Annotated in this window: 14 protein-coding genes and 1 pseudogene; 7 read left to right on the top strand and 8 right to left on the bottom strand. The window is 72.0% G+C overall.

Features of this window, described 5'->3' with window-relative positions; genetic code table 11:
• The 4 genes and pseudogenes from Q0R63_RS21090 to Q0R63_RS21075 form a co-directional block, all read left to right on the top strand.
• On the top strand, positions 1-1565 hold a 1565-nt coding region (locus tag Q0R63_RS21090), incomplete at its 5' end, for a DUF1800 domain-containing protein (protein WP_295701848.1).
• Between the two features lie 25 nt (positions 1566-1590).
• Complete coding sequence (locus Q0R63_RS21085; RefSeq protein WP_295701846.1) at positions 1591-2952, top strand: DUF1501 domain-containing protein; 1362 nt, start codon at positions 1591-1593, stop codon at positions 2950-2952.
• A gap of 268 nt (positions 2953-3220) precedes the next feature.
• Positions 3221-5224 carry a DUF1800 family protein gene (locus tag Q0R63_RS21080; protein ID WP_295701844.1) on the top strand — a complete coding sequence of 668 codons (2004 nt, stop codon included), beginning with the start codon at positions 3221-3223 and terminating at the stop codon, positions 5222-5224.
• 10 nt (positions 5225-5234) lie between these two features.
• Positions 5235-6416: pseudogene (locus Q0R63_RS21075) on the top strand (DUF1501 domain-containing protein); the annotation flags it as partial.
• A gap of 178 nt (positions 6417-6594) precedes the next feature.
• Here Q0R63_RS21075 and Q0R63_RS21070 read toward each other — a convergent pair.
• The 6 genes from Q0R63_RS21070 to Q0R63_RS21045 form a co-directional block, all read right to left on the bottom strand.
• Positions 6595-8322, bottom strand: a complete 1728-nt coding sequence (locus tag Q0R63_RS21070; protein ID WP_295701842.1) for an MDR family MFS transporter — start codon at positions 8320-8322, stop codon at positions 6595-6597.
• Positions 8319-8870 carry a MarR family winged helix-turn-helix transcriptional regulator gene (locus tag Q0R63_RS21065; RefSeq protein ID WP_295701840.1) on the bottom strand — a complete coding sequence of 184 codons (552 nt, stop codon included), beginning with the start codon at positions 8868-8870 and terminating at the stop codon, positions 8319-8321. The genes Q0R63_RS21070 and Q0R63_RS21065 overlap by 4 nt, the downstream gene beginning before the upstream one ends.
• Before the next feature lie 354 nt (positions 8871-9224).
• Positions 9225-9491 (bottom strand): hypothetical protein, encoded by a 267-nt coding sequence (locus Q0R63_RS21060; RefSeq protein ID WP_295701838.1) that lies wholly within the window; start codon positions 9489-9491, stop codon positions 9225-9227.
• Positions 9492-9567: 76 nt separating this feature from the next.
• Positions 9568-10026, bottom strand: a complete 459-nt coding sequence (locus tag Q0R63_RS21055; RefSeq protein WP_295701835.1) for a MarR family winged helix-turn-helix transcriptional regulator — start codon at positions 10024-10026, stop codon at positions 9568-9570.
• A gap of 10 nt (positions 10027-10036) precedes the next feature.
• On the bottom strand, positions 10037-10579 hold the full coding sequence (locus tag Q0R63_RS21050) for an O-acetyl-ADP-ribose deacetylase (protein WP_295701833.1): 543 nt from the start codon (positions 10577-10579) through the stop codon (positions 10037-10039).
• Between the two features lie 83 nt (positions 10580-10662).
• Positions 10663-11541 (bottom strand): LysR substrate-binding domain-containing protein, encoded by an 879-nt coding sequence (locus Q0R63_RS21045; RefSeq protein WP_295701831.1) that lies wholly within the window; start codon positions 11539-11541, stop codon positions 10663-10665.
• A 206-nt stretch (positions 11542-11747) separates the two neighbouring features.
• Between Q0R63_RS21045 and Q0R63_RS21040 the strand changes: the two genes are divergently transcribed.
• A complete protein-coding gene (locus Q0R63_RS21040; RefSeq protein ID WP_295701829.1) occupies positions 11748-13085 on the top strand; it encodes an MFS transporter in 1338 nt (445 codons plus the stop codon).
• Between the two features lie 83 nt (positions 13086-13168).
• Here Q0R63_RS21040 and gndA read toward each other — a convergent pair whose 3' ends face one another.
• A complete protein-coding gene (gene gndA / locus Q0R63_RS21035) occupies positions 13169-14614 on the bottom strand; it encodes an NADP-dependent phosphogluconate dehydrogenase (RefSeq protein ID WP_295701827.1) in 1446 nt (481 codons plus the stop codon).
• Between the two features lie 72 nt (positions 14615-14686).
• A complete protein-coding gene (locus Q0R63_RS21030; protein WP_295701825.1) occupies positions 14687-15580 on the bottom strand; it encodes a slipin family protein in 894 nt (297 codons plus the stop codon).
• Between the two features lie 228 nt (positions 15581-15808).
• On the opposite strand from Q0R63_RS21030, the gene clpB reads away from it, so the two are divergent.
• Both clpB and Q0R63_RS21020 read left to right on the top strand, forming a co-directional pair.
• On the top strand, positions 15809-18379 hold the full coding sequence (gene clpB, locus Q0R63_RS21025) for an ATP-dependent chaperone ClpB (protein ID WP_295701823.1): 2571 nt from the start codon (positions 15809-15811) through the stop codon (positions 18377-18379).
• Positions 18380-18413: 34 nt separating this feature from the next.
• On the top strand, positions 18414-19158 hold a 745-nt coding region (locus Q0R63_RS21020), incomplete at its 3' end, for a DALR anticodon-binding domain-containing protein (RefSeq protein ID WP_295701821.1).

The following is a 19158-nucleotide window of genomic DNA, read 5'->3' as shown; positions in this document are numbered from 1 at the left end:
CGGTCGCGCCCGCTGCGCCGGTGGCGCTCGCCGCGCCGGTCGCGCTCGCCGCTCCCGCCGCCACGGTCGCGCGCTCGACCTCGGCGTCGATGGCGCTGGCGCCGTCGGCCCAGCGATACACCGGGTATGCCGCCGTGGCGGCAGCCACGACCCCCACGAACCCCGGTGTCTTCGCCCTCGATCCCGCGCTCCACCTGCTGCGGCGAGCCACCTTCGGTGCGCGGCCTAGCGACATCGCCTCGATCCGCGCGGTCGGTATAGACGCGTGGCTGAGTCGCCAGCTCAACCCCACCCGCATCCCCGACCCGCTCGGCGACTCGGCCTGGGCGCTCTTCCCGCTCGCCGACGCCACGCCCGCCCAGATCCGGGCACAGTTCTCGCCCCACTCCTGGAACGCCATGCTCGCGTCCGCCATGGCGACGCTCGGCCGCCAGATGTTCTCGACCCGGCAGCTCTACGAACAGGTCACGGACGTCTTCGCCAACCACCTCCACGTCCCGCTCCCGGGCGTCGGATGGGACGTCGCGCCGGCCTACATCCGCGAGGTCATCCGCCCCTACGCCATGGGCCGCTACCGCGACATGCTGCTCGCCGCGATGAAGCACCCAGGGATGCTCGGCTTCCTCAACAACGACCTCTCCAACAAGGCCGCCGTCAACGAGAACCTCGGGCGGGAGCTGCTCGAGCTGCACACGGTCGGGCTCGGCGGCGGCTACACCGAGGCCGAGGTCGTCCAGAGCGCCAAGGTGCTCACCGGCCGCACGATCACCGACGGCGCGTTCACCTACAACCCCGACGACCACTGGGTCGGCCCGCTCGCGGTGATGGGCTGGAGCTCCCCCAACGACACGGCCGCCGGCGGGTTGGCCGTGGGTGACTCCTATCTCGCCTACCTCGCGAACCACCCCGCGACCGCGCAGAACATCGCCGGCAAGCTCGCCGTCCGCTTCGTCTCCGACCAGCCGCCCACGGCCCTGGTCGACCGGATGGCGCAGAGCTACCTCGCCAACGACACGGACATCCGGGCCGTCCTCGACACCCTCTTCCGCAGTCCCGAGTTCTGGGCCTCGGTCGGGCAGAAGTCCCGCCGCCCGCTCGAGGACCTCGTCGGCACGGCGCGCGTGCTCGACCTGCTCCCCGGCCCCAAACCGGCCGACGTGTGCGCCGCCATCACGGGCCTCTACTGGGTCGTCGTCGCGAACAGTCATGGGCCGCTCGGCTGGGACCCGCCCAACGGCTACCCCGACGTGGCGGCGGCGTGGAACAACGCCGGCAGCCTCGTCGGCCGCTGGAACACGCACCGTGCCCTGGTCAACCAGTGGTGGGCTGGGATGACCCAGGCCGGCCCGACCCAGCTCGTCCCGGTCCCTTCGGGCATGACGGCCGGCCAGTGGGTCGACGCCCTCTCGCTGCGGCTCCTCGGCCAGCCGATGGCCCCGGCCCACCGCGACGCCGTGCTGGCGTTCACCGGGGCAAGCGCCGCGTCACCGGTAGCCAAGGCGATGTGGCGCGCCTGGGGAGCCGTCCCGCTCCTGTTCGACTCCGCCTACTTCCAGCTCCGCTGACGGCGCCACCGTGAAGGACACGACCATGACGACACGATCGACCACGACACCCCCGACCACCACGACACCCCCGACCACGACCCGCCCAGCTCATCGCGGCACGGTCCTGCAGGCCGCTGCCGCTCAGCAACAGGTGGATGTGAAGGAGCGGGAACGACTCTGGAGCAAGGGATTCAACCGCCGCCGCTTCCTCGCCGGCGGTCTCGGTGTCGGGGTGGCCGCCCTCGGCTCCCAGCTCACCACGGCACGAGTGGCGTATGCCGCGCCCGGCACCACCACCGGCACCCTCGTCGTGATCTTCCTCCGCGGCGGGATGGACGGGCTGTCGCTCCTGGTGCCCGGCGCCGACCCGGACCTCCCCACGTTGCGTCCCGGTATCGCGGTCCCCCCGAGTCAGCTCATCGCCCTGGATCGCGGCTTCGGCCTCCACCCGTCGATGGCCCCGCTGACCTCCCTCATCAGCGCGGGCAAGATCGCGGCCGTCCCCGCGATCTCCACCCCCGACCTGTCCCGGAGCCACTTCCAGGCACAGGACTGCCTCGAGCGCGGCGGCCTGACGACCACCGACCAGACCGGGTGGCTCGACCGTGTCCTCTCGGTGAGCGGACCGGGGACGACCTTCCGGTCCGTCGCCGTCGGCGGGCTGATGCCCCGCTCCCTCGCCGGCGTGGACGGGGCGATCTCGTTCGGGTCGTTGGCCGACCTGAGGATCAAGGGTGGGGGTAACGCCAGCTTCCTCGCGGACACCTCGACGGCGATCCAGACGCTCTACACCGGGGTCGCCGACCCGATCGCCGCCCAGGCGATGCTCGGCATCGACGCGCTGGCCACCGCAGCGGGGCTGGCCGCTGCGGGTGGGACGACCGCGGCATACCCCCAGGGCGCGTTCGCGGGTGCCCTCAAGGACGTCGCCAGACTCATCAAGGGAGGCAGCGGCGTGCGCATCGCGTGCCTCGACGTCGGTGGCTGGGACATGCACACGGGGCTGGGCACCGTCGCGTCCGGGGACATGACCAGCCAGGTGGGCGACCTCGCCGCGGCGCTCGCGGCGTTCGCCGGTGACCTCGGGCCGTTGCTCGACACGACGACCATCGTGACGATGAGCGAGTTCGGGCGGCGCGCCCAGCAGAACGCCAGCGGCGGCGTGGACCACGGGCACGGCGGCGTCAGCCTGGTCATGGGCGGCGGCGTCACGGGCGGCGTCAAGGGCCGCTGGGACGGTCTCTCGGCCTCCGTGCTCGCGCCGAGCGGCGGCGACGTCCCGGGGTCCAACGACTACCGCGACCTGCTGTCGGAAGTCGTGTCCAAGCGGCTGGGGCTCTCGGCCGGCGATCTCCAGACCGTCTTCCCCGGGTGGCAGCCGACCTCTCTCGGAGTGATGGCCTGACGTGCTGTAGCAGTTGTCCGATTTCTACCTAATTCTGGCTATTCGCCGGATGGGGTCGAGCCTGGCCGAGATTGGCGTCCCTCTCAGGGTCAGCCGCCAATCGGATCCTCTGGTGGGCCATCCCCACCGCCGGCGGCTGACGGAGTCACGATCGGACGCGCCCCCTTTGCCACCCCTCGACCGCCCTGAGCCGTTGACCACCCCCGGCATCGTCCCTGCTGCCGAGACCCCCCCTCCTGGTCCCCCGTCCGACCAGACCCCCTCGACGGTGACCGACCTCCTCCCGGCCCCTTCGCTGCGTCGCACGGTCCTGCGCTCGATCGCGCTCGCCGGCGTGGGAGCAGGGGTGACCGCCCTGGGCGCCACCACCGGCTCCAGGCTGCTCGGACCGGTCAGCAGAGCGGTCTCGGCACCTGCGGCGGACGGGAGCCCGCGTCCCGCGGTCGGGACCTCGACGACCACCGGGGACATGACGGCGGGCCGAGGTCCGACGCGGACCCCGCACGCGACGTCCGCACCGCACGTTGCCTCGTCGACGTCCGCGTCCGCGCCCGCGTCCTCGTCAACGCCCGCGTCCGCGTCCGCCAGCACGTCGCGCGAGGGAACCAGCACCCCCACTGGTCCGAACCGCGCGCCGTCGGGGCCGGCCGGGCCGGGCCAGACTGCGCCGAAGGCGACAGCCTCGACGGCGCCCCCGTCGATGACCGCCGTCGCGGTGCTCGCCTCGGCCGCCCCGCTGACGGCGGGATCCGTCGCCGCGCCGGTCGTGATCTCCGGACGCTCGTCCTCCCGGTCGATGTCGCTGACCCCGTCGGCCCAGCGATACACCGGGTATGCCGCCGTCGCGGCAGCCACGACCCCCACGAACCCCGGTGTCTTCGCACCGGACCCCGCGCTCCACCTCCTGCGGCGAGCCACCTTCGGGCCCCGACCGAGCGACATCGCCTCGATCCGCAGGGACGGCATCGACGCGTGGCTGAGTCGCCAGCTGAACCCCGGCCGGATCGCCGACCCGCTCGGTGACTCGGCCTGGTCGATGTTCCCGCTCGCCAGCGCGACTCCGGCGCAGGTCCGTGCCCAGACCGCGGCATACTCGTGGGACGCCATGATCGCCACCGCGATGGCCACTCTCGGCCGGCAGATCTTCTCGACCCGACAGCTCTACGAGCAGGTCGCCGACGTCTTCGCCAACCATCTCCACGTGGCGATCCCGGCTGAGGGCTGGGACACCTCATCGTCCTACATCGGGGACGTCATCCGCCCGTTCGCCATGGGCCGCTACCGCGACATGCTGCTGGCGGCGATGCGGCACCCGGCCATGCTCCTGTTCCTCAACAACGACGTCTCCACCAAGGCGATGGTCAACGAGAACCTCGGGCGCGAGCTGCTCGAGCTGCACACGGTCGGCCTCGGTGGCGGCTACACCGAGGCCGAGGTCGTCCAGAGCGCCAAGGTGCTCACCGGCCGCACGATCACCGACGGCGCCTTCTCCTACAACTCCGACGCCCACTGGACCGGACCCCTCGCGGTGATGGGCTGGAGCTCCCCCAACGCCACGGCCGCGGGTGGGCTGGCGGTCGGTGACTCCTACCTCGCCTACGTCGCGAACCACCCCGCGACCGCACGCAACATCGCCCGCAAGCTCGCCGTCCGCTTCGTCAGCGACCAGCCGCCCACGGCCCTGATCGACCGGATGGCGCAGAGCTACCTCGCCCACGACACCGACATCCGGGCCGTCCTCGACACCCTCTTCCGCAGCCCCGAGTTCTGGGCCTCGGTGGGGCAGAAGTCGCGCCGCCCGCTCGACGACCTCGTCGGCGCGGCACGCGTGCTCGACATGCTGCCCGGCCCAAAGGCCGCCGACGTGCTCGTGACCATCCAGACCCTCTACTGGGTCGTCCGCGACAACGGTCACGCGCCGCTCGGCTGGGACCCGCCCAACGGCTACCCCGACGTCGCCGCGGCCTGGAACAACGCCGGCAGCCTCGTGAACCGCTTCACGATGCACCGCGCGCTCGTCAACCAGTGGTGGGGTGGGATGGCCCAGGCCGGCCCGACCCAGCTGGTCCCGGTGACCCCCGGGATGACGGCGGGCCAGTGGGTCGACGCCCTCTCGCTGCGGCTCCTCGGCCAGCCGATGGCCCCGGCCCACCGCGACGCCGTCCTGTCATTCGCCCAGGTGACCGCCGGCTCGCCGGTGGCCAACGCCCTCTGGCAGGCATGGGGCGCGGTCCCGCTCCTGTTCGACTCCCCCTACTACCAGCTCCGCTGACGACGCCACCATGAAGGACGCGACGATGACGACCACGGGGCCACTCGCCTCCAGTGCGACGCACTCCGTCGCTGCCCTGCAGGCCGCCGCCGGCTGTCAGGAGAGCCAGACCCAGGAGCGGGAACGCCTCTGGGGCAAGGGTTTCAACCGCCGCCGCTTCCTCGCCGGCGGTCTCGGTGTCGGGGTGGCGGCCCTCGGCTCGCAGCTCACGACGGCCAGGGTCGCGTATGCCGCGCCCGGCACCACCACCGGCACCCTCGTCGTGATCTTCCTGCGCGGCGGGATGGACGGGCTGTCCCTCCTCGTGCCCGGCGCCGACCCGGACCTCCCGACGCTCCGCCCCGACATCGCCGTGCCGGCGAGCAGGCTGATCGCCCTGGACCGCGGCTTCGGCCTGCACCCGTCGATGGCCCCGCTGACGTCCCTCATCGGCGCGGGCAGGGTCGCGGCCGTGCCGGCGATCTCGACCCCCGACCTGTCCCGGAGCCACTTCCAGGCACAGGACTGCCTCGAGCGCGGCGGCGCGGCAACCGGGACGCAGACCGGGTGGCTCGACCGGGTCCTCGAGGTGAGCGGACCGGGGACGACCTTCCGGTCCGTCGCCGTCGGGGGGCTGATGCCCCGATCCCTCGCCGGCGTCGACGGGGCGATCTCCTTCGGCTCCCTCGCCGGGCTGAAGATCCAGGGTTCGGGTGACGGCCCCTGGGCCACGGCCACCTCGGCGGCGATCCAGACGCTCTACACCGGGGTCGCCGACCCCATCGCCGCCCAGGCGATGCTCGGGACCGACGCGGTGACGACCGCGGCGCGGCTGGCCGTCGGGGCGGGCGGGACGACCGCGGCATACCCCCAGGGCGCGTTCGCCGACTCACTCAAGGACGTCGCCACCCTCATCAAGCGCGGGACGGGCGTGCGTGTCGCCTGTCTGGACGTCGGCGGCTGGGACATGCACACGGCGCTGGGCACGGTCGCCTCCGGGGACATGACGAGCCACGTGGGTGACCTCGCCGCGGCGCTCGCCGCCGACCTCGGGCCGTTGCTCGACACGACGACCATCGTCACGATGAGCGAGTTCGGGCGTCGGGTCGAGCAGAACGCCAGCGGCGGTGTGGACCACGGTCACGGCGGGGTCAGCCTGGTCATCGGCGGTGGCGTCACGGGCGGCGTCAAGGGCCGCTGGGACGGGCTGTCGACCGCGGTCCTGCAGCAGAGCGGCGGCGACGTGCCGGGCGCCAACGACTACCGCGATCTGCTGTCGGAGATCGTGTCCAAGCGGCTCGGGCTCACGGCCGGGGTCACTGCAGAGCGTCTTCCCGGGGTGGCAGCCGACGTCGCTCGGTGTGATGGCCTGAGGTGCCCGGTGCGGCCCGTCAGACCAGAGTCTTCTCCGCCTTGCTCATCCGGTGCCGACCGGGCTTGTGGTTGGCGCGGGACTCCGGCAGCTCCGGCGCCTTCTGGGCCGCCGGCGCCTGGGCGTCCTGGGCGACCTGGGCGACCGAAGGGGTGCTCGGCGTCAGGGACACCGACGTCCGCAGCGGCACCTCCTTGATGAACACCACGGCGACCAGCGCGACGACTGCAGCGACCGCGGCGATCAGGAAGATGTGGCCGGTCGCGTCGCCGTATGCCGCGCGGACGATCGCCCGCAGCGGCGCCGGCATCGCCGCGAGGTCGAGCGACCCGGAGCTGCCCGCGGCCTGGGCGGCAGCGGCCGCGTCGGGACCGAGCTGACGGATCCCGGCCGCCGTCGAGCTCTGGACCTGGGCCGCGAGGACCGCACCGAGGATCGAGACGCCGATCGCCCCACCGAGCGAGCGGAAGAAGGCGACCGCCGCCGACGAGGCGCCGATGTCTCGGACGTCGACGGTGTTCTGGACGGCGAGGACGAGGTTCTGCATCATCGCGCCCATGCCGAGGCCCATGATCCCCATCGCGACCTGGGCGTGCCAGACCGGCGTCGTGTGGGTGAGGGTGGCGAGCCCGGCGAGGCCGATGACCATGAGGATGCCGCCGCCGACGAGGAACCGCTTCCACCTGCCCGTGCGGCTGATGATCTGGCCCGCACCGATGGAGGCGATCATCGCGCCGGCCATCAGCGGCACCGTCATCAGGCCGGCCTTGGTCGGGCTGAAGCCCTGGGCGAGCTGGAAGTACTGACCGAGGAACGTCGACCCACCGAAGAGGGCGATGCCGACGGCGGCGCTGGCGAGGATGACGAGGCCGGCGGTCCGGTTCCGCAGGACCTTGAGCGGCACGAGCGGTTCGGCGGCGCGGTTCTCGACGAGGATCGTGAGGACGATGCCGACGAGCGTCGAGCCGAGGTATGCCGCGCTCTGCCACGAGACCCACGCGAAGTCGCTGCCCGCGAAGGTGACCCACAGCAGCGGCAGGCTCGCGGTGACGGAGATGAGGACGGCGCCGAGGTAGTCGATCGTCGGCTGCCGCCTGACCGAGTGGAGGTGCAGCTGGGTCTGCAGGACGAAGAGCGAGATGACGGCGAGCGGCACGCAGACGTAGAAGGTCCAGCGCCAGCCGAGCGAGTCGACGATGACGCCACCGAGGAGCGGGCCGCTGACGGTGGAGACGGCCATGACGGCGCCGAGATAGCCCGAGTAGCGACCGCGTTCGCGGGGGGCCACCATCGCGCCCATGATCGACTGCGAGAGGGCGGTGAGGCCGCCCATGCCGAGGCCCTGGACCACGCGGCAGGCGATCAGGAACGGCACCGACTGCGAGAGGCCCGCGGCGATGGAGCCGATGACGAAGACGATGATCGACAGCTGGACCAGCAGCTTCTTGCTCAAGAGGTCCGACAGCTTGCCCCAGATCGGCGTGCTGACGGTGGTCGCGAGCAACGATGCGGTGATGACCCAGGTGTACTGCCGCTGGGTGCCGTTGAGGTCACCGATGATCGTCGGCAGGGCGGTCGAGACGATCGTCGAGGAGAGCAGCGCGGTGAAGAGCGCGGCCATCAGGCCGGTCATCGCCCGCAGGATCTCGCGGTGCGTCATCTCGCCGGGGATGGAGATGGCGCGCTTCCCCGGGGGCTGGGGTGTCGGCGTCCGGTCGGTGTCCGGGCGCGTGATGGTGGCGGTCATGCCGAGGCCTTGTCTGTGATCAGTGTCGGATGGGGCGTGAGGTCGCCGGCGGGTGACAACCCGGCATACGGCAGCGAGCGGTGGTCGAGGACCGGTCCCGAGAGCCCCGTGCAGAACTCGTCGAGCAGCTCGGCGAGGACGCCTGCCTTCGTGTCGTCCCACCCGTCGAGGGCGGCCGCGACCGCCCGGGCCTGCTCGTGGTGGAGGTGCCGCAGCTCGGCGCGGCCCGCGTCGGTGAGGGCGAGGGTGCAGGCCCGGGCGTCGTGCGGGTCGGCGGTGCGTTCGACGAAGCCCGCCTCGACCAGGCCGGCAACGGCCCGCGAGACCGCGGACGGAGAGACCCCGAGGGCGGTCGCGAGATCACCAGGCCGGGTCATACCGGGGTGGGCAAGGACGGCTACCGGCGCCTGCAACCGGGTCAGGATCCCGAGCGGCAGGCCGGTGCGTCCGAGCTGTTGGTTGCGCAGGTGCGCGTAGGACCGAGCGGTGCGGACGAGCCGCGAGACGCTGCTCAGCAGCTCGACGGCGACGGGCTCGGAGACGGCCATGGTGCTCCCTGGTTGGTTGTGTCCGTCAACTATAGCCAGAAAGGTTGTTTGACGCAACCATCGTTATGCTGGCCTCGCCCGTGATCGTGACGACCACGTCAACGACCACACCGCGTCCCGCAGGTCGCCCCCGAGCGGAACTCGACACCGGACGGGTCAAACGGACACGGTGCCCGCGTGGAGCCCCGCGACCTGCGGTGTTCCCGGTTCAGGTTCCGCCTGCGAGACGGGCCTTGCCGGCCACCGGCGTCGGACGCGCCGGCTTGACGGTCATAGTGGTGCGACGTTCACTGGAATTCGCCCAAGGATCCCATTCCCACCCTCTGCGTAGCAGGAGGTGCGCGCACCGCCGGATCAGGTGGTAGTGGCGCGGGGTGGGGTGAGCAGCCGGAGGCGGTCCTGATGTCGGTCGGTGAAGAGGTGCGCGGTGTCGCGGTCGGCGAGGAGGCCGACGGGGGCGAGGTGGGCGGGTGAGCGGGGCCGCCGGGAACCGGGTGGTCGCGGTTGCCACCCGGGCGGCCAGTCGGGCAGGGCGGTGACGATCTCGGTGCGGGCCTCGTCGTCCCGGCCCGCCCGTGCCCCGCCGCTTGACTTCAGGCTCTCGCGTCGCCCCTCACGCACGCCGGATTGAGGTGAAACCGCGCCCCGGAGAGCGCGTTCTCACCCCAATCCGCGAGGAGGGGCGGCGGGCCGAGCCTCAGTCCAGGTCGTCGTTGAGCCGCTGGAGCAGCCGGGCGAGGTGGTCGGTGTCCTCGCCGCTCCATTTGCCGAGGGCGTCGGCGATGCGGGCGCGACGGGCGGCGATCGCGGTCGTCAGCTGGTGCCGCCCGGTCGGCGTGATGTGCAGCAGCCGGGCGCGGGCGTCGTCGGGAGAGGGGACCCGCTCCAAGAGACCGAGCTGCTCCAGCACCGTGATGTTGCGGCTCATCGTCGACTTGTGCAGCCGCAGCTGCTCGCCGACGTCGGCCGCGCGGACCCCAGCGGGCAGGACCTGCTGCAGGTCGAGCACCGTGATGAGCACCGTGTAGGAGGAGGAGTCGAGGTCGGGGTGGACCTCCGCGGCGATGGCTCCGGAGGTCACCCGGGCACGACGCAGCAGGCGGGTCAGCTCCCGCTCGAGGTCGGCGAGCGGAGGAGCATCTGGACGGGATGCCATGGTCGGAATGCTACCGGGGCGAGGGTTTCGTCCTCGCGAGTGCGGTGGCGAAGGCTCGTTCGAGGGCGCCGTTGAAGAGGATGAAGCGCACCAGATCGAGGGCCGTCCAGGGCAGGGCGGCGCGCACCGACTCGACCGCGATTTCGGCCGCGACGTCCTTGTCCCAGCCGTAGACGCCGGCGCTCACGGCGGGGAAGGCGATGGACGTCGCCCCGATCTCCTCGGCCACCTCGAGCGAACGGCGGTAGCAGGAGGCGAGCTGCTCGGGATCGCGCTGACCGCGGTTCCAGTTCGGCCCGACGGTGTGGATCACCCAGCGGCACGGGAGGTCGCCGGCGCCGGTGGCCACGGCCTCGCCGACGGGCAGCCCGTCCCGGTATGCCGTCCGGCGCACCCGGCGGCACTCCTCCAGCAGGCGGGGCCCGGCTGCCGCGTGGATGGCGCCGTCGACGCCGCCACCCCCGGTGAGCGTCGAGTTCGCGGCGTTGACGATGGCATCGGTCGCCTCGGTGGTGATGTCGCCGCGGACGACCTCGATCACAGGCATACCCATGGCTCGACGCTAGTGCCCAACCCCCCCTTCGTCCGCGCCAACGCTGGTTATCGGTGACGTCGGCGCGGACGTTGTGGGTGAGGTCAGTCGGTCGTCGTCTTGAGCGGGGCGCCGCTGCTCAGGATCGCGGTCGTGAGGGCGTGCGCGGCCTCGGCCGAGGCGCGCGGGCCGGTCAGCAGGATCAGGTCGATGAACGGCAGGTCGGGCAGCCCGGTCCCCAGCTCGACGAGGTCCTCGGGCATGAGCGTGCGGGCGAAGACGGCAATGCCCAGCCCCGCCCGGACGGCGGCGATGATGCCGTTGACGCCGCGCACCGTGCAGGTGATCCGCACGTCGCGCCCGGTCTCCTCCATGGCGCGGACCGCGAGCGACCGGCTGAGGCTCGGTGCCTGGTAGACGACGAGCGGCACCGGCGCGACCGGGTCGACGACCGTCCCGTGAGCCGCCCCCCAGACGAGCGGCACCCGCCGCACGAGGGTGCTGCCGGCCAGCTCGGGCTCGTCGCCGGCGCGCTTGGCGAAGGCGACATCGAGGTGGCCGGAAGCGATCCGGCGACGCAGCACCTCGTTCTGCCCGACGGTGAGCTCGAGGTCGATCCGGGGATAGAGCTGGCGGAACTGGCGCAGGATCCGGGGCAGGGGGGTGAGGGCGAGGTCGTCCGTGACCCCGAACCGCAGCCGCCCGCGCAGCCGGCTCCCGGTGAAGTAGCCGACCGCCTGTTCCTGCGCCGCGAGGATGTCACGGGCGAAACCCGCCATCGCCTCGCCGTCCGCCGTGAGTCGCACCCGGTGGGTGTCACGCACGAGCAGGGCTCTGCCGATTGAGGACTCGAGCTTACGGACGTGCTGGCTGACCGTGGACTGCCCGACCCCGAGGCTCTCGGCGGCGCGCGTGAAGGACAGCGCCTGGGCGACGGCGAGGAAGGTCCGCAGCTGGTCGGTGTCGAGGCTGGTCGGGGTCACGCGACCACGTTATCGCGCAATCGAATGGCCGTTACCGCAGCAAACGCCTTCTGTCATGACCCGTACCCGCCCAGAATAGGCAGGTCCGCCCTTCCGTCATCGTCGACCGGTGGACGTTGCCCACGACTCCCGACGCTCCCGACGCAACCCTGAGAACCCCGACGCACCGGACGCCAGAGCAGCCCAGACCTGAACCAAGGACGACAGTGACACCCCCGATCGCGGCCGCACTCCGGACCGCCACCACCGATCCCACCGACGACGTGACCACCGACCAGACGCCCGCCAGCGGTCTGCGCACCGCCTTCGCCTCCCTGTCGACGGTCCACTTCCGCTACTACGTCGGCGGGGTCCTCGTGACCTCGACGGGCGGCTGGATCCAGCGGATCGCCCAGGACTGGCTGGTGCTGTCGTTGACGAACTCGCCCACAGCAGTGGGGATCACGACGATGTGCCAGTTCCTGCCGAGCCTGGTGCTGGGGCTCGGGGGCGGCGTGATCGCCGACCGGTTCCCCAAGCGCTCGATCCTCAGCGTGACGATGACGATGATGGGGCTGCTCGCCGGCAGCCTCGCGTTCCTCGTGCTCACCGGGCGGGTCCAGGTCTGGCAGGTCGACCTCGTCGCGCTCCTGCTCGGCGTCACGATGGCTGTCGACAGCCCGACGCGGCAGTCCTTCGTCAGCGAGCTGGCCCCTCCCGGTCAGATCCGCAGCGCGGTCTCGATGGTCTCCTCGACCTTCCAGCTCGGGGCGATGATCGGTCCCGCCCTCAGTGGCGTCCTCATCACCGGCGTCGGCAGCGGCTGGGCCTTCGCGATCAACGGCGCCAGCTATCTCGTCGCCCTCCTCATGCTCCGGCGAATTCCCCAGGGAGAGCGCGGGACCCGTGCGGCCGGCGGGCGCGAGCTCGGTCCTGCCCTGCGCTACGCCCGCGACACCGCCACCGTCCGCTGGCCCATCGCGCTGGCCGGGGTGCTGGGGATGTTCACGCTCTCCCTGCCCGTCAGCCTCTCGGCCGTCGCCAAGGACGTCTTCCGCTCGGGCTCTGCCGGCTACGGACTGCTCAGCTCGGCGCTCGCTCTCGGCGCGGTCGTGGGAGCCGTCATCTCGGCCCGGCAGGCGCGGACGCCACGGCTTCGAGCCCTGGTCCGCAATGCTGTCCTGCTGGCAGCGGCCTGGCTCGTCTGCTCCGGTATGCCGTCCGCCTGGCTCTTCGTGCCCGTCCTCGTCGCGCTCGGCGCGGCCTCGATCAACTTCATCACGACCGCCCAGTCGATGATCCAGCTGACGACGCCATCGGCGCTGCGTGGACGCGTCCTGTCGGTCTATCTCCTGGTCTTCTTCGGCGGCGGCGCTGTCGGTGGCCCGTTCGTCGGGTGGATGTGCAGCGCGTTCGGGGCGCGGGCGGCGATGGTGGTCGCCGGGGTGGTGTCCGCAGCGGCGGCGACCGGGCTCGCGGCATACCTGTCCCGGGCCGGGCACCTCCGGCTGCGCGTGGAGGTGCCCGCCCGCCCGCGCGAGATGGTGAGCATCGTCGCCCGCTGAGCGACCAGCTGCGCCGCTTGACTCGGAGTCGACTTCGTTGACTCGGAGTCAAGCAGCGCGGCCGGCTGGCGGCGCCGGGGCGCTCAGTCGACGGAGACCTGCCGGCCGTCCTCGGCCCACAGGGTGTGGAACGCGCCGTCGCGGTCGGTGCGGTGATAGGTGTGCGCCCCGAAGTTGTCGCGCAGCCCCTGGATGAGGGCGGACGGCAGCCGCTCGGCGCGCACGGTGTCGTAGTAGCTGAGCGCCGCGGAGAATCCCGGCACCGGGACGCCGGCCGAGGTCGCCGTGCCGACCACCCGCCGCCAGCCGTCCTGGCGCTCGGCCAGACCGTCGCGCACGCTCGGCGCGACGAGCAGCGTGGCGAGGTCCTTGCTCGCGTACTCGTCGCTGATCTGGGCCAGCAGCGCAGCGCGGATGATGCACCCGCCGCGCCAGATCCGGGCCACCGTGGCGACGTCGACACCCCAGTCGTAGGCCTCGCTGGCCGCCCGGATCTGCTCGAGCCCCTGCGCGTAGGCGACGACCTTGGACGCCCAGAGGGCCGCGCGGACGTCAGCGACCAGCCGCCTCCGGGCGTCGGAACCCTCGGCGGAGACGGTGCGGTCGGGGCCGCTGAGGACCCCCCGCGAGGCCTTCCGCACGGCCGCGTCACCCGACGTGGCGCGCGCGAAGACCGCCTCGGCGATCGTCGAGACCGGCACCCCGAGCTCGAGCGCGATCTGCACCGTCCAGCGGCCGGTGCCCTTCTGCTCCGCTTCGTCGCGAATGACCTCGACGAGCGGCTTGCCCGTCTCGGCGTCGACCTGGTCGAGGACCTGCGCGGTGATCTCGACGAGGAAGGAGTCGAGGTCGCCGGAGTTCCACTCGCGGAAGGCGTCCGCGACCTCGCCCGCCGTCAGGCCCGCCCCGCTGAGCAGGTCGTAGGCCTCGGCGATGAACTGCATGTCGGCGTACTCGATGCCGTTGTGCACCATCTTGACGAAGTGGCCGGCGCCGTCCGGACCCAGCCAGGCACAGCACGGCTCGCCGTCGACCTGTGCGGCGATCGACTCGAGGATCGGACCCAGCGCGGCATACGACTCCTTCGAGCCGCCGGGCATGATCGACGGGCCCTCGAGGGCACCGACCTCACCGCCGGAGATGCCCGTGCCGACGAAGTGCAGGTCGTGCTCGCGCAGCGCAGCCTCGCGGCGACGGGTGTCCTCGAAGTGCGCGTTGCCGCCGTCGACGACGATGTCGCCGGCCTCGAGCAGGGGCACGAGCTGGTCGATGACCGCGTCGGTGGGGCCGCCGGCCTTGACCATGATGATGATCCGGCGCGGCTTCTCGAGGGAGGCGACGAACTCCTCCAGGGAGCTCGACGCGACGAAACTGCCCTCGTCGCCGAACTGCTCGACGAGGTCGTCGACCTTGGCCTGGGTGCGGTTGTTGAGGGCCACGGTGTGGCCGTGCCGCGCGAGGTTGCGCGCGAGGTTGCGGCCCATCACCGCGAGTCCGGTGACGCCGATCTGGGCTGACGGGGTGCTCACGTGGGTCTCTCCTCAAGCGGGGTGAGGGGCCGGCGGTGGCCCCGGCCCCATCCTTGCCCGCCGGTATGCCGGTTACCCGGCCGGGGTGGCAACCTGTCCGTTGCTCGCGGGGGCGTCCACGGCGGGGGCGACGGGAACGGCCGGGGCGGCGGGGGCGACGACGTCGTCCGGCGGCCCGGCCAACCCGGGCTTGAGGTCGTGCACGCTGTGGTCGGTGGCCCGCTCGAGGAAGCGCAGCAGCTCGACGGGGAAGGGCATCACGAGGGTGCTGTTCTTCTCCGCCGCGACCTCGGCGACGGTCTGCAGGAGACGCAGCTGCAGGGCGGCGGGGTCGGCCGACATCGTCGCCGCCGCCTGGGCCAGCTTCTTCGAGGCCTGGAACTCCCCGTCGGCGGCGATGACCCGGGCGCGGCGCTCGCGCTCGGCCTCCGCCTGACGCGACATCGAGCGCTTCATCGACTCGGGCAGCGTGACGTCCTTGACCTCGACCCGCTCGACCTTGACGCCCCAGGGCTGCTCGGACGGGGCGTCGATGATCGAGGTGAGCTCGGCCCCGAGCTTCTCGCGGTTGGAGAGCAGGTCGTCGAGGTCGGCCTTGCCGATGACCGACCGCAGCGACGTCTGCGACAGCTGCGAGATGGCGTACTGGTAGTTCTGCACGTTGACCGCCGCCTTGACGGCGTCGATGACGCGGAAGTAGACGACCGCATCGACCCGCACCGAGACGTTGTCGCGGGTGATGCAGTCCTGGGCGGGGACGCTGAGCGTGTTGACCTGCCGGTTGACCTTCTGCATCCGGTCGACGAAGGGGACGAGGAAGGTGAGCCCGGGCGCGCGGGGCGGGTCCTGGACCCGCCCGAGCCGGAAGACGACACCGTCCTCGAACTGCTGCACGACCCGTAGCGAGAGTCCGGCGACGACGATCAGAAGGAGGAGGATGCCAAGGAGGACGGGAAGGAGAACCATGCTGACCTGCTCAGGCTGGACGCTCGCGGGGGCCGATCCCGGCAGAGGTCGGGACCCGGAGGAGTCCCCGTCCCTCGCACTGTACGCCGGTGGTCCGACAGCCCACCGGATCACCGTCTTCCGAACTCAGACCTGAGCGGAATACACTCAACTTTGGCAGGGTTGACACGGTCGAAGGACAGCCCGCAAGCACAGCACCGATCTACCCCGGAAACGAGCATCAGCGACATGGATCTCCAGCTCACGACGAAGGCCCAGGAGGCCGTGTCCGCCGCGGTCCGCGACGCGGCGGCCAACGGGCACCCGCAGACCGAGCCCGCGCACCTGCTGCGCGCCCTCGTCCAGCAGTCCGACACCACGACGGCCGCCCTCCTGACGGCGGCCGGCTCCTCGCTGCCGATCGCCGAGACCGCGGCCGACAAGGCGCTGGCCTCGCTGCCGTCGGTGAGCGGGCCCTCCGTGTCGGCTCCCGGCCTCTCGCGCAGCGCCCTCGCCCTGCTCGAGAGTGCCCGCTCGCTGATGGCCTCGATGGGTGACACCTACGTCTCGACCGACCACCTCCTCCTCGCACTCGCCCGCAGCAAGGCGTTCGGCCTCGACGCCGACGCGATCGCCGCGGCGATCCCGCAGCTGCGGGGCGGCCGACGGGTCGACTCCGAGAGCCCCGAGGGGTCCTACCAAGCGCTCGAGAAGTACGGCACCGACCTCACCGCCCTGGCCCGCGAGGGCCGGCTCGACCCCGTCATCGGCCGCGACTCCGAGATCCGCCGCGTCGTGCAGGTGCTCAGCCGGCGCACCAAGAACAACCCCGTCCTCATCGGCGAGCCCGGCGTCGGCAAGACCGCCGTCGTCGAGGGCCTCGCCCAGCGGATCGTCGCCGGCGACGTGCCCGAGAGCCTCAAGAACAAGCGCCTGATCAGCCTCGACCTCGGCGCGATGATCGCGGGGGCGAAGTACCGCGGCGAGTTCGAGGAGCGGCTCAAGGCCGTCCTCGAGGAGATCACCGGCTCCGAGGGCCAGGTCATCACCTTCATCGACGAGCTGCACACCGTCGTCGGCGCCGGCGCCACCGGCGAGGGCGCGATGGACGCGGGCAACATGCTCAAGCCGCTGCTCGCCCGTGGCGAGCTGCGGCTCGTCGGCGCGACGACCCTCGACGAGTACCGCAAGCACATCGAGAAGGACGCCGCCCTCGAGCGCCGCTTCCAGCAGGTCTTCGTCGGCGAGCCCAGCGTCGAGGACACCATCGCCATCCTGCGCGGGCTCAAGGAGCGCTACGAGGCGCACCACCAGGTCTCCATCTCCGATGCCGCGCTCGTCGCGGCCGCCGCCCTCTCCGACCGCTACATCACCGGCCGGCAGCTGCCCGACAAGGCGATCGACCTCATCGACGAGGCGGCCTCGCGGCTGCGGATGGAGATCGACTCCAGCCCCGTCGAGATCGACGAGCTCCGTCGTGCCGTCGACCGGCTGCGGATGGAGGAGCTGCACCTCGACAAGGAGACCGACGACGCCTCGAAGGAGCGTCTCGCCCGCCTGCGCAAGGACCTCGCCGACCGCAGCGAGCAGCTCGCGGCCCTCACCGCGCGGTGGGACGCGGAGAAGGCCGGGCTCAACCGCGTCGGCGACCTCAAGAAGCAGCTCGACGAGCTCCGCATCCAGGCCGAGCGCCTTCAGCGCGAGGGTGACCTGGCCGGTGCGTCCGAGATCAACTACGGCCGGATCCCGTTGCTGGAGAGAGAGATCGAGACCGCCCAGGCCGTCGAGGCCGGTATGCCGTCGACGCAGGCTCCCATGGTCAAGGACGAGGTCGGTGCCGACGACATCGCCGACGTCATCTCGGCCTGGACCGGCATCCCCGCCGGCCGCCTCCTCGAGGGTGAGACCGAGAAGCTGCTGCACATGGAGCAGCACCTCGGCGCCCGGCTCATCGGCCAGCAGGACGCGGTGCGCGCCGTGTCCGACGCGGTCCGTCGCAGCCGTTCCGGTGTCGCCGACCCCGACCGCCCGACCGGCTCCTTCCTCTTTCTCGGCCCCACCGGTGTCGGCAAGACCGAGCTGGCCAAGTCGCTCGCCGACTTCCTCTTCGACGACGAGCGCGCGATGATCCGCATCGACATGTCGGAGTACTCCGAGCGGCACGCCGTGGCCCGCCTCATCGGGGCGCCTCCGGGCTACGTCGGCTACGAGGAGGGCGGCCAGCTCACCGAGGCCGTCCGCCGCCGCCCCTACTCCGTCATCCTCCTCGACGAGGTCGAGAAGGCCCACCCCGAGACCTTCGACATCCTCCTGCAGGTGCTCGACGACGGCCGGCTCACCGACGGCCAGGGGCGCACCGTCGACTTCCGCAACGTCATCCTGGTGATGACCTCCAACCTCGGCTCGCAGTTCCTCGTCGACCCGCTCCTCGACCCTGTCTCCAAGCGCGAGGCCGTGATGGCCCTGGTGCGGGCGTCCTTCAAGCCGGAGTTCCTCAACCGGCTCGACGAGGTGGTCATCTTCGACCCCCTCTCGACGGAGGACCTCGCCCACATCGTCGACCTGCAGGTGCAGCTGCTCGCCACGCGCCTCCACGACCGGCGGATCACCCTCGAGGTCACCGACGCGGCCCGGGAGTGGTTGGCGGTCACGGGCTACGACCCGGCATACGGGGCACGGCCGCTGCGCCGGCTGGTGCAGCGCGAGATCGGCGACCGGCTGGCCCGGGCGATCCTCTCCGGCGACGTCCGCGACGGCGGCACGACGCTGGTCGACCGCGACGCCGAGGCCGACACCCTCGTCCTGCGCTCGGCGGGGTGAGGTCCCGAGCACGGGTCCTACACTCGCGGGCGTGATGCCGGAGGACCTCGATGCGGCGCTCTCGGCCGCCGTGCGAGCCGTCCTGCCGGGGTCGGCTGAGGTCGCCAGAGGTCACCTCTGGCACGGGCGTCCCGATCACTGGCGTCCCGATGGTCGCGGGCGGTGGTCGAGCCCGGTGGCCCTGCGCGTTGCGGCCGCAGCCGGTATGCCGGTCGCGCCCCTCGCGACCCGGCTCGCCGCATCTCTGGGTGCCGGTCTGACGGAGCGGCTGGGGGTCGCTGCCGGACGTGCGATCGAGGTGGGGGAGGGCGGGTTCCTCGTGGTGACACCGGGTCCCGATGACTGCGTCGCCGCCGTGGCCGCCGTACTTGCGGGCGGACCGGCATACGGGCGACCGACTCGGCCCGTGTCCCCGATGGTCGTGGATCCGACTGTGCCGCAACGGCGTACGCCGGACAATCCCCGCTTCGTCGTGATGTGGGCCCACGCCCGCTGCTGCGTCGTCCTCGATGGGGTCACCACGGACGGGACCGCGGCGACCGCGACCCCGACCCCGATCGAGCGGGTGCTCGTCCTCCTGCTGGCCGACCTCCCCCGTGCCATCACCGCCGCGGGCGACGACCCGGCCGGCGTCCTGCGTCGGCTGCTCGAGGTCGCCGCGGCCACCCACGGATGGCTCGACGAGCTCCCTGCCACGGACCGCCGCGCACCGGGGACGCGCGACCTGGCCGAAGCCGCGCGTCAGGTTCTGGCGCCCGGCCTCGACGTCCTCGGCCTGC

The organism is Lapillicoccus sp. (genome assembly GCF_025353065.1).
Lineage (GTDB): Bacteria > Actinomycetota > Actinomycetes > Actinomycetales > Dermatophilaceae > Lapillicoccus.
The sequence above is the reverse complement of the archived record's forward strand: the minus strand, read 5'-3'. Positions and strand labels throughout refer to the sequence as shown.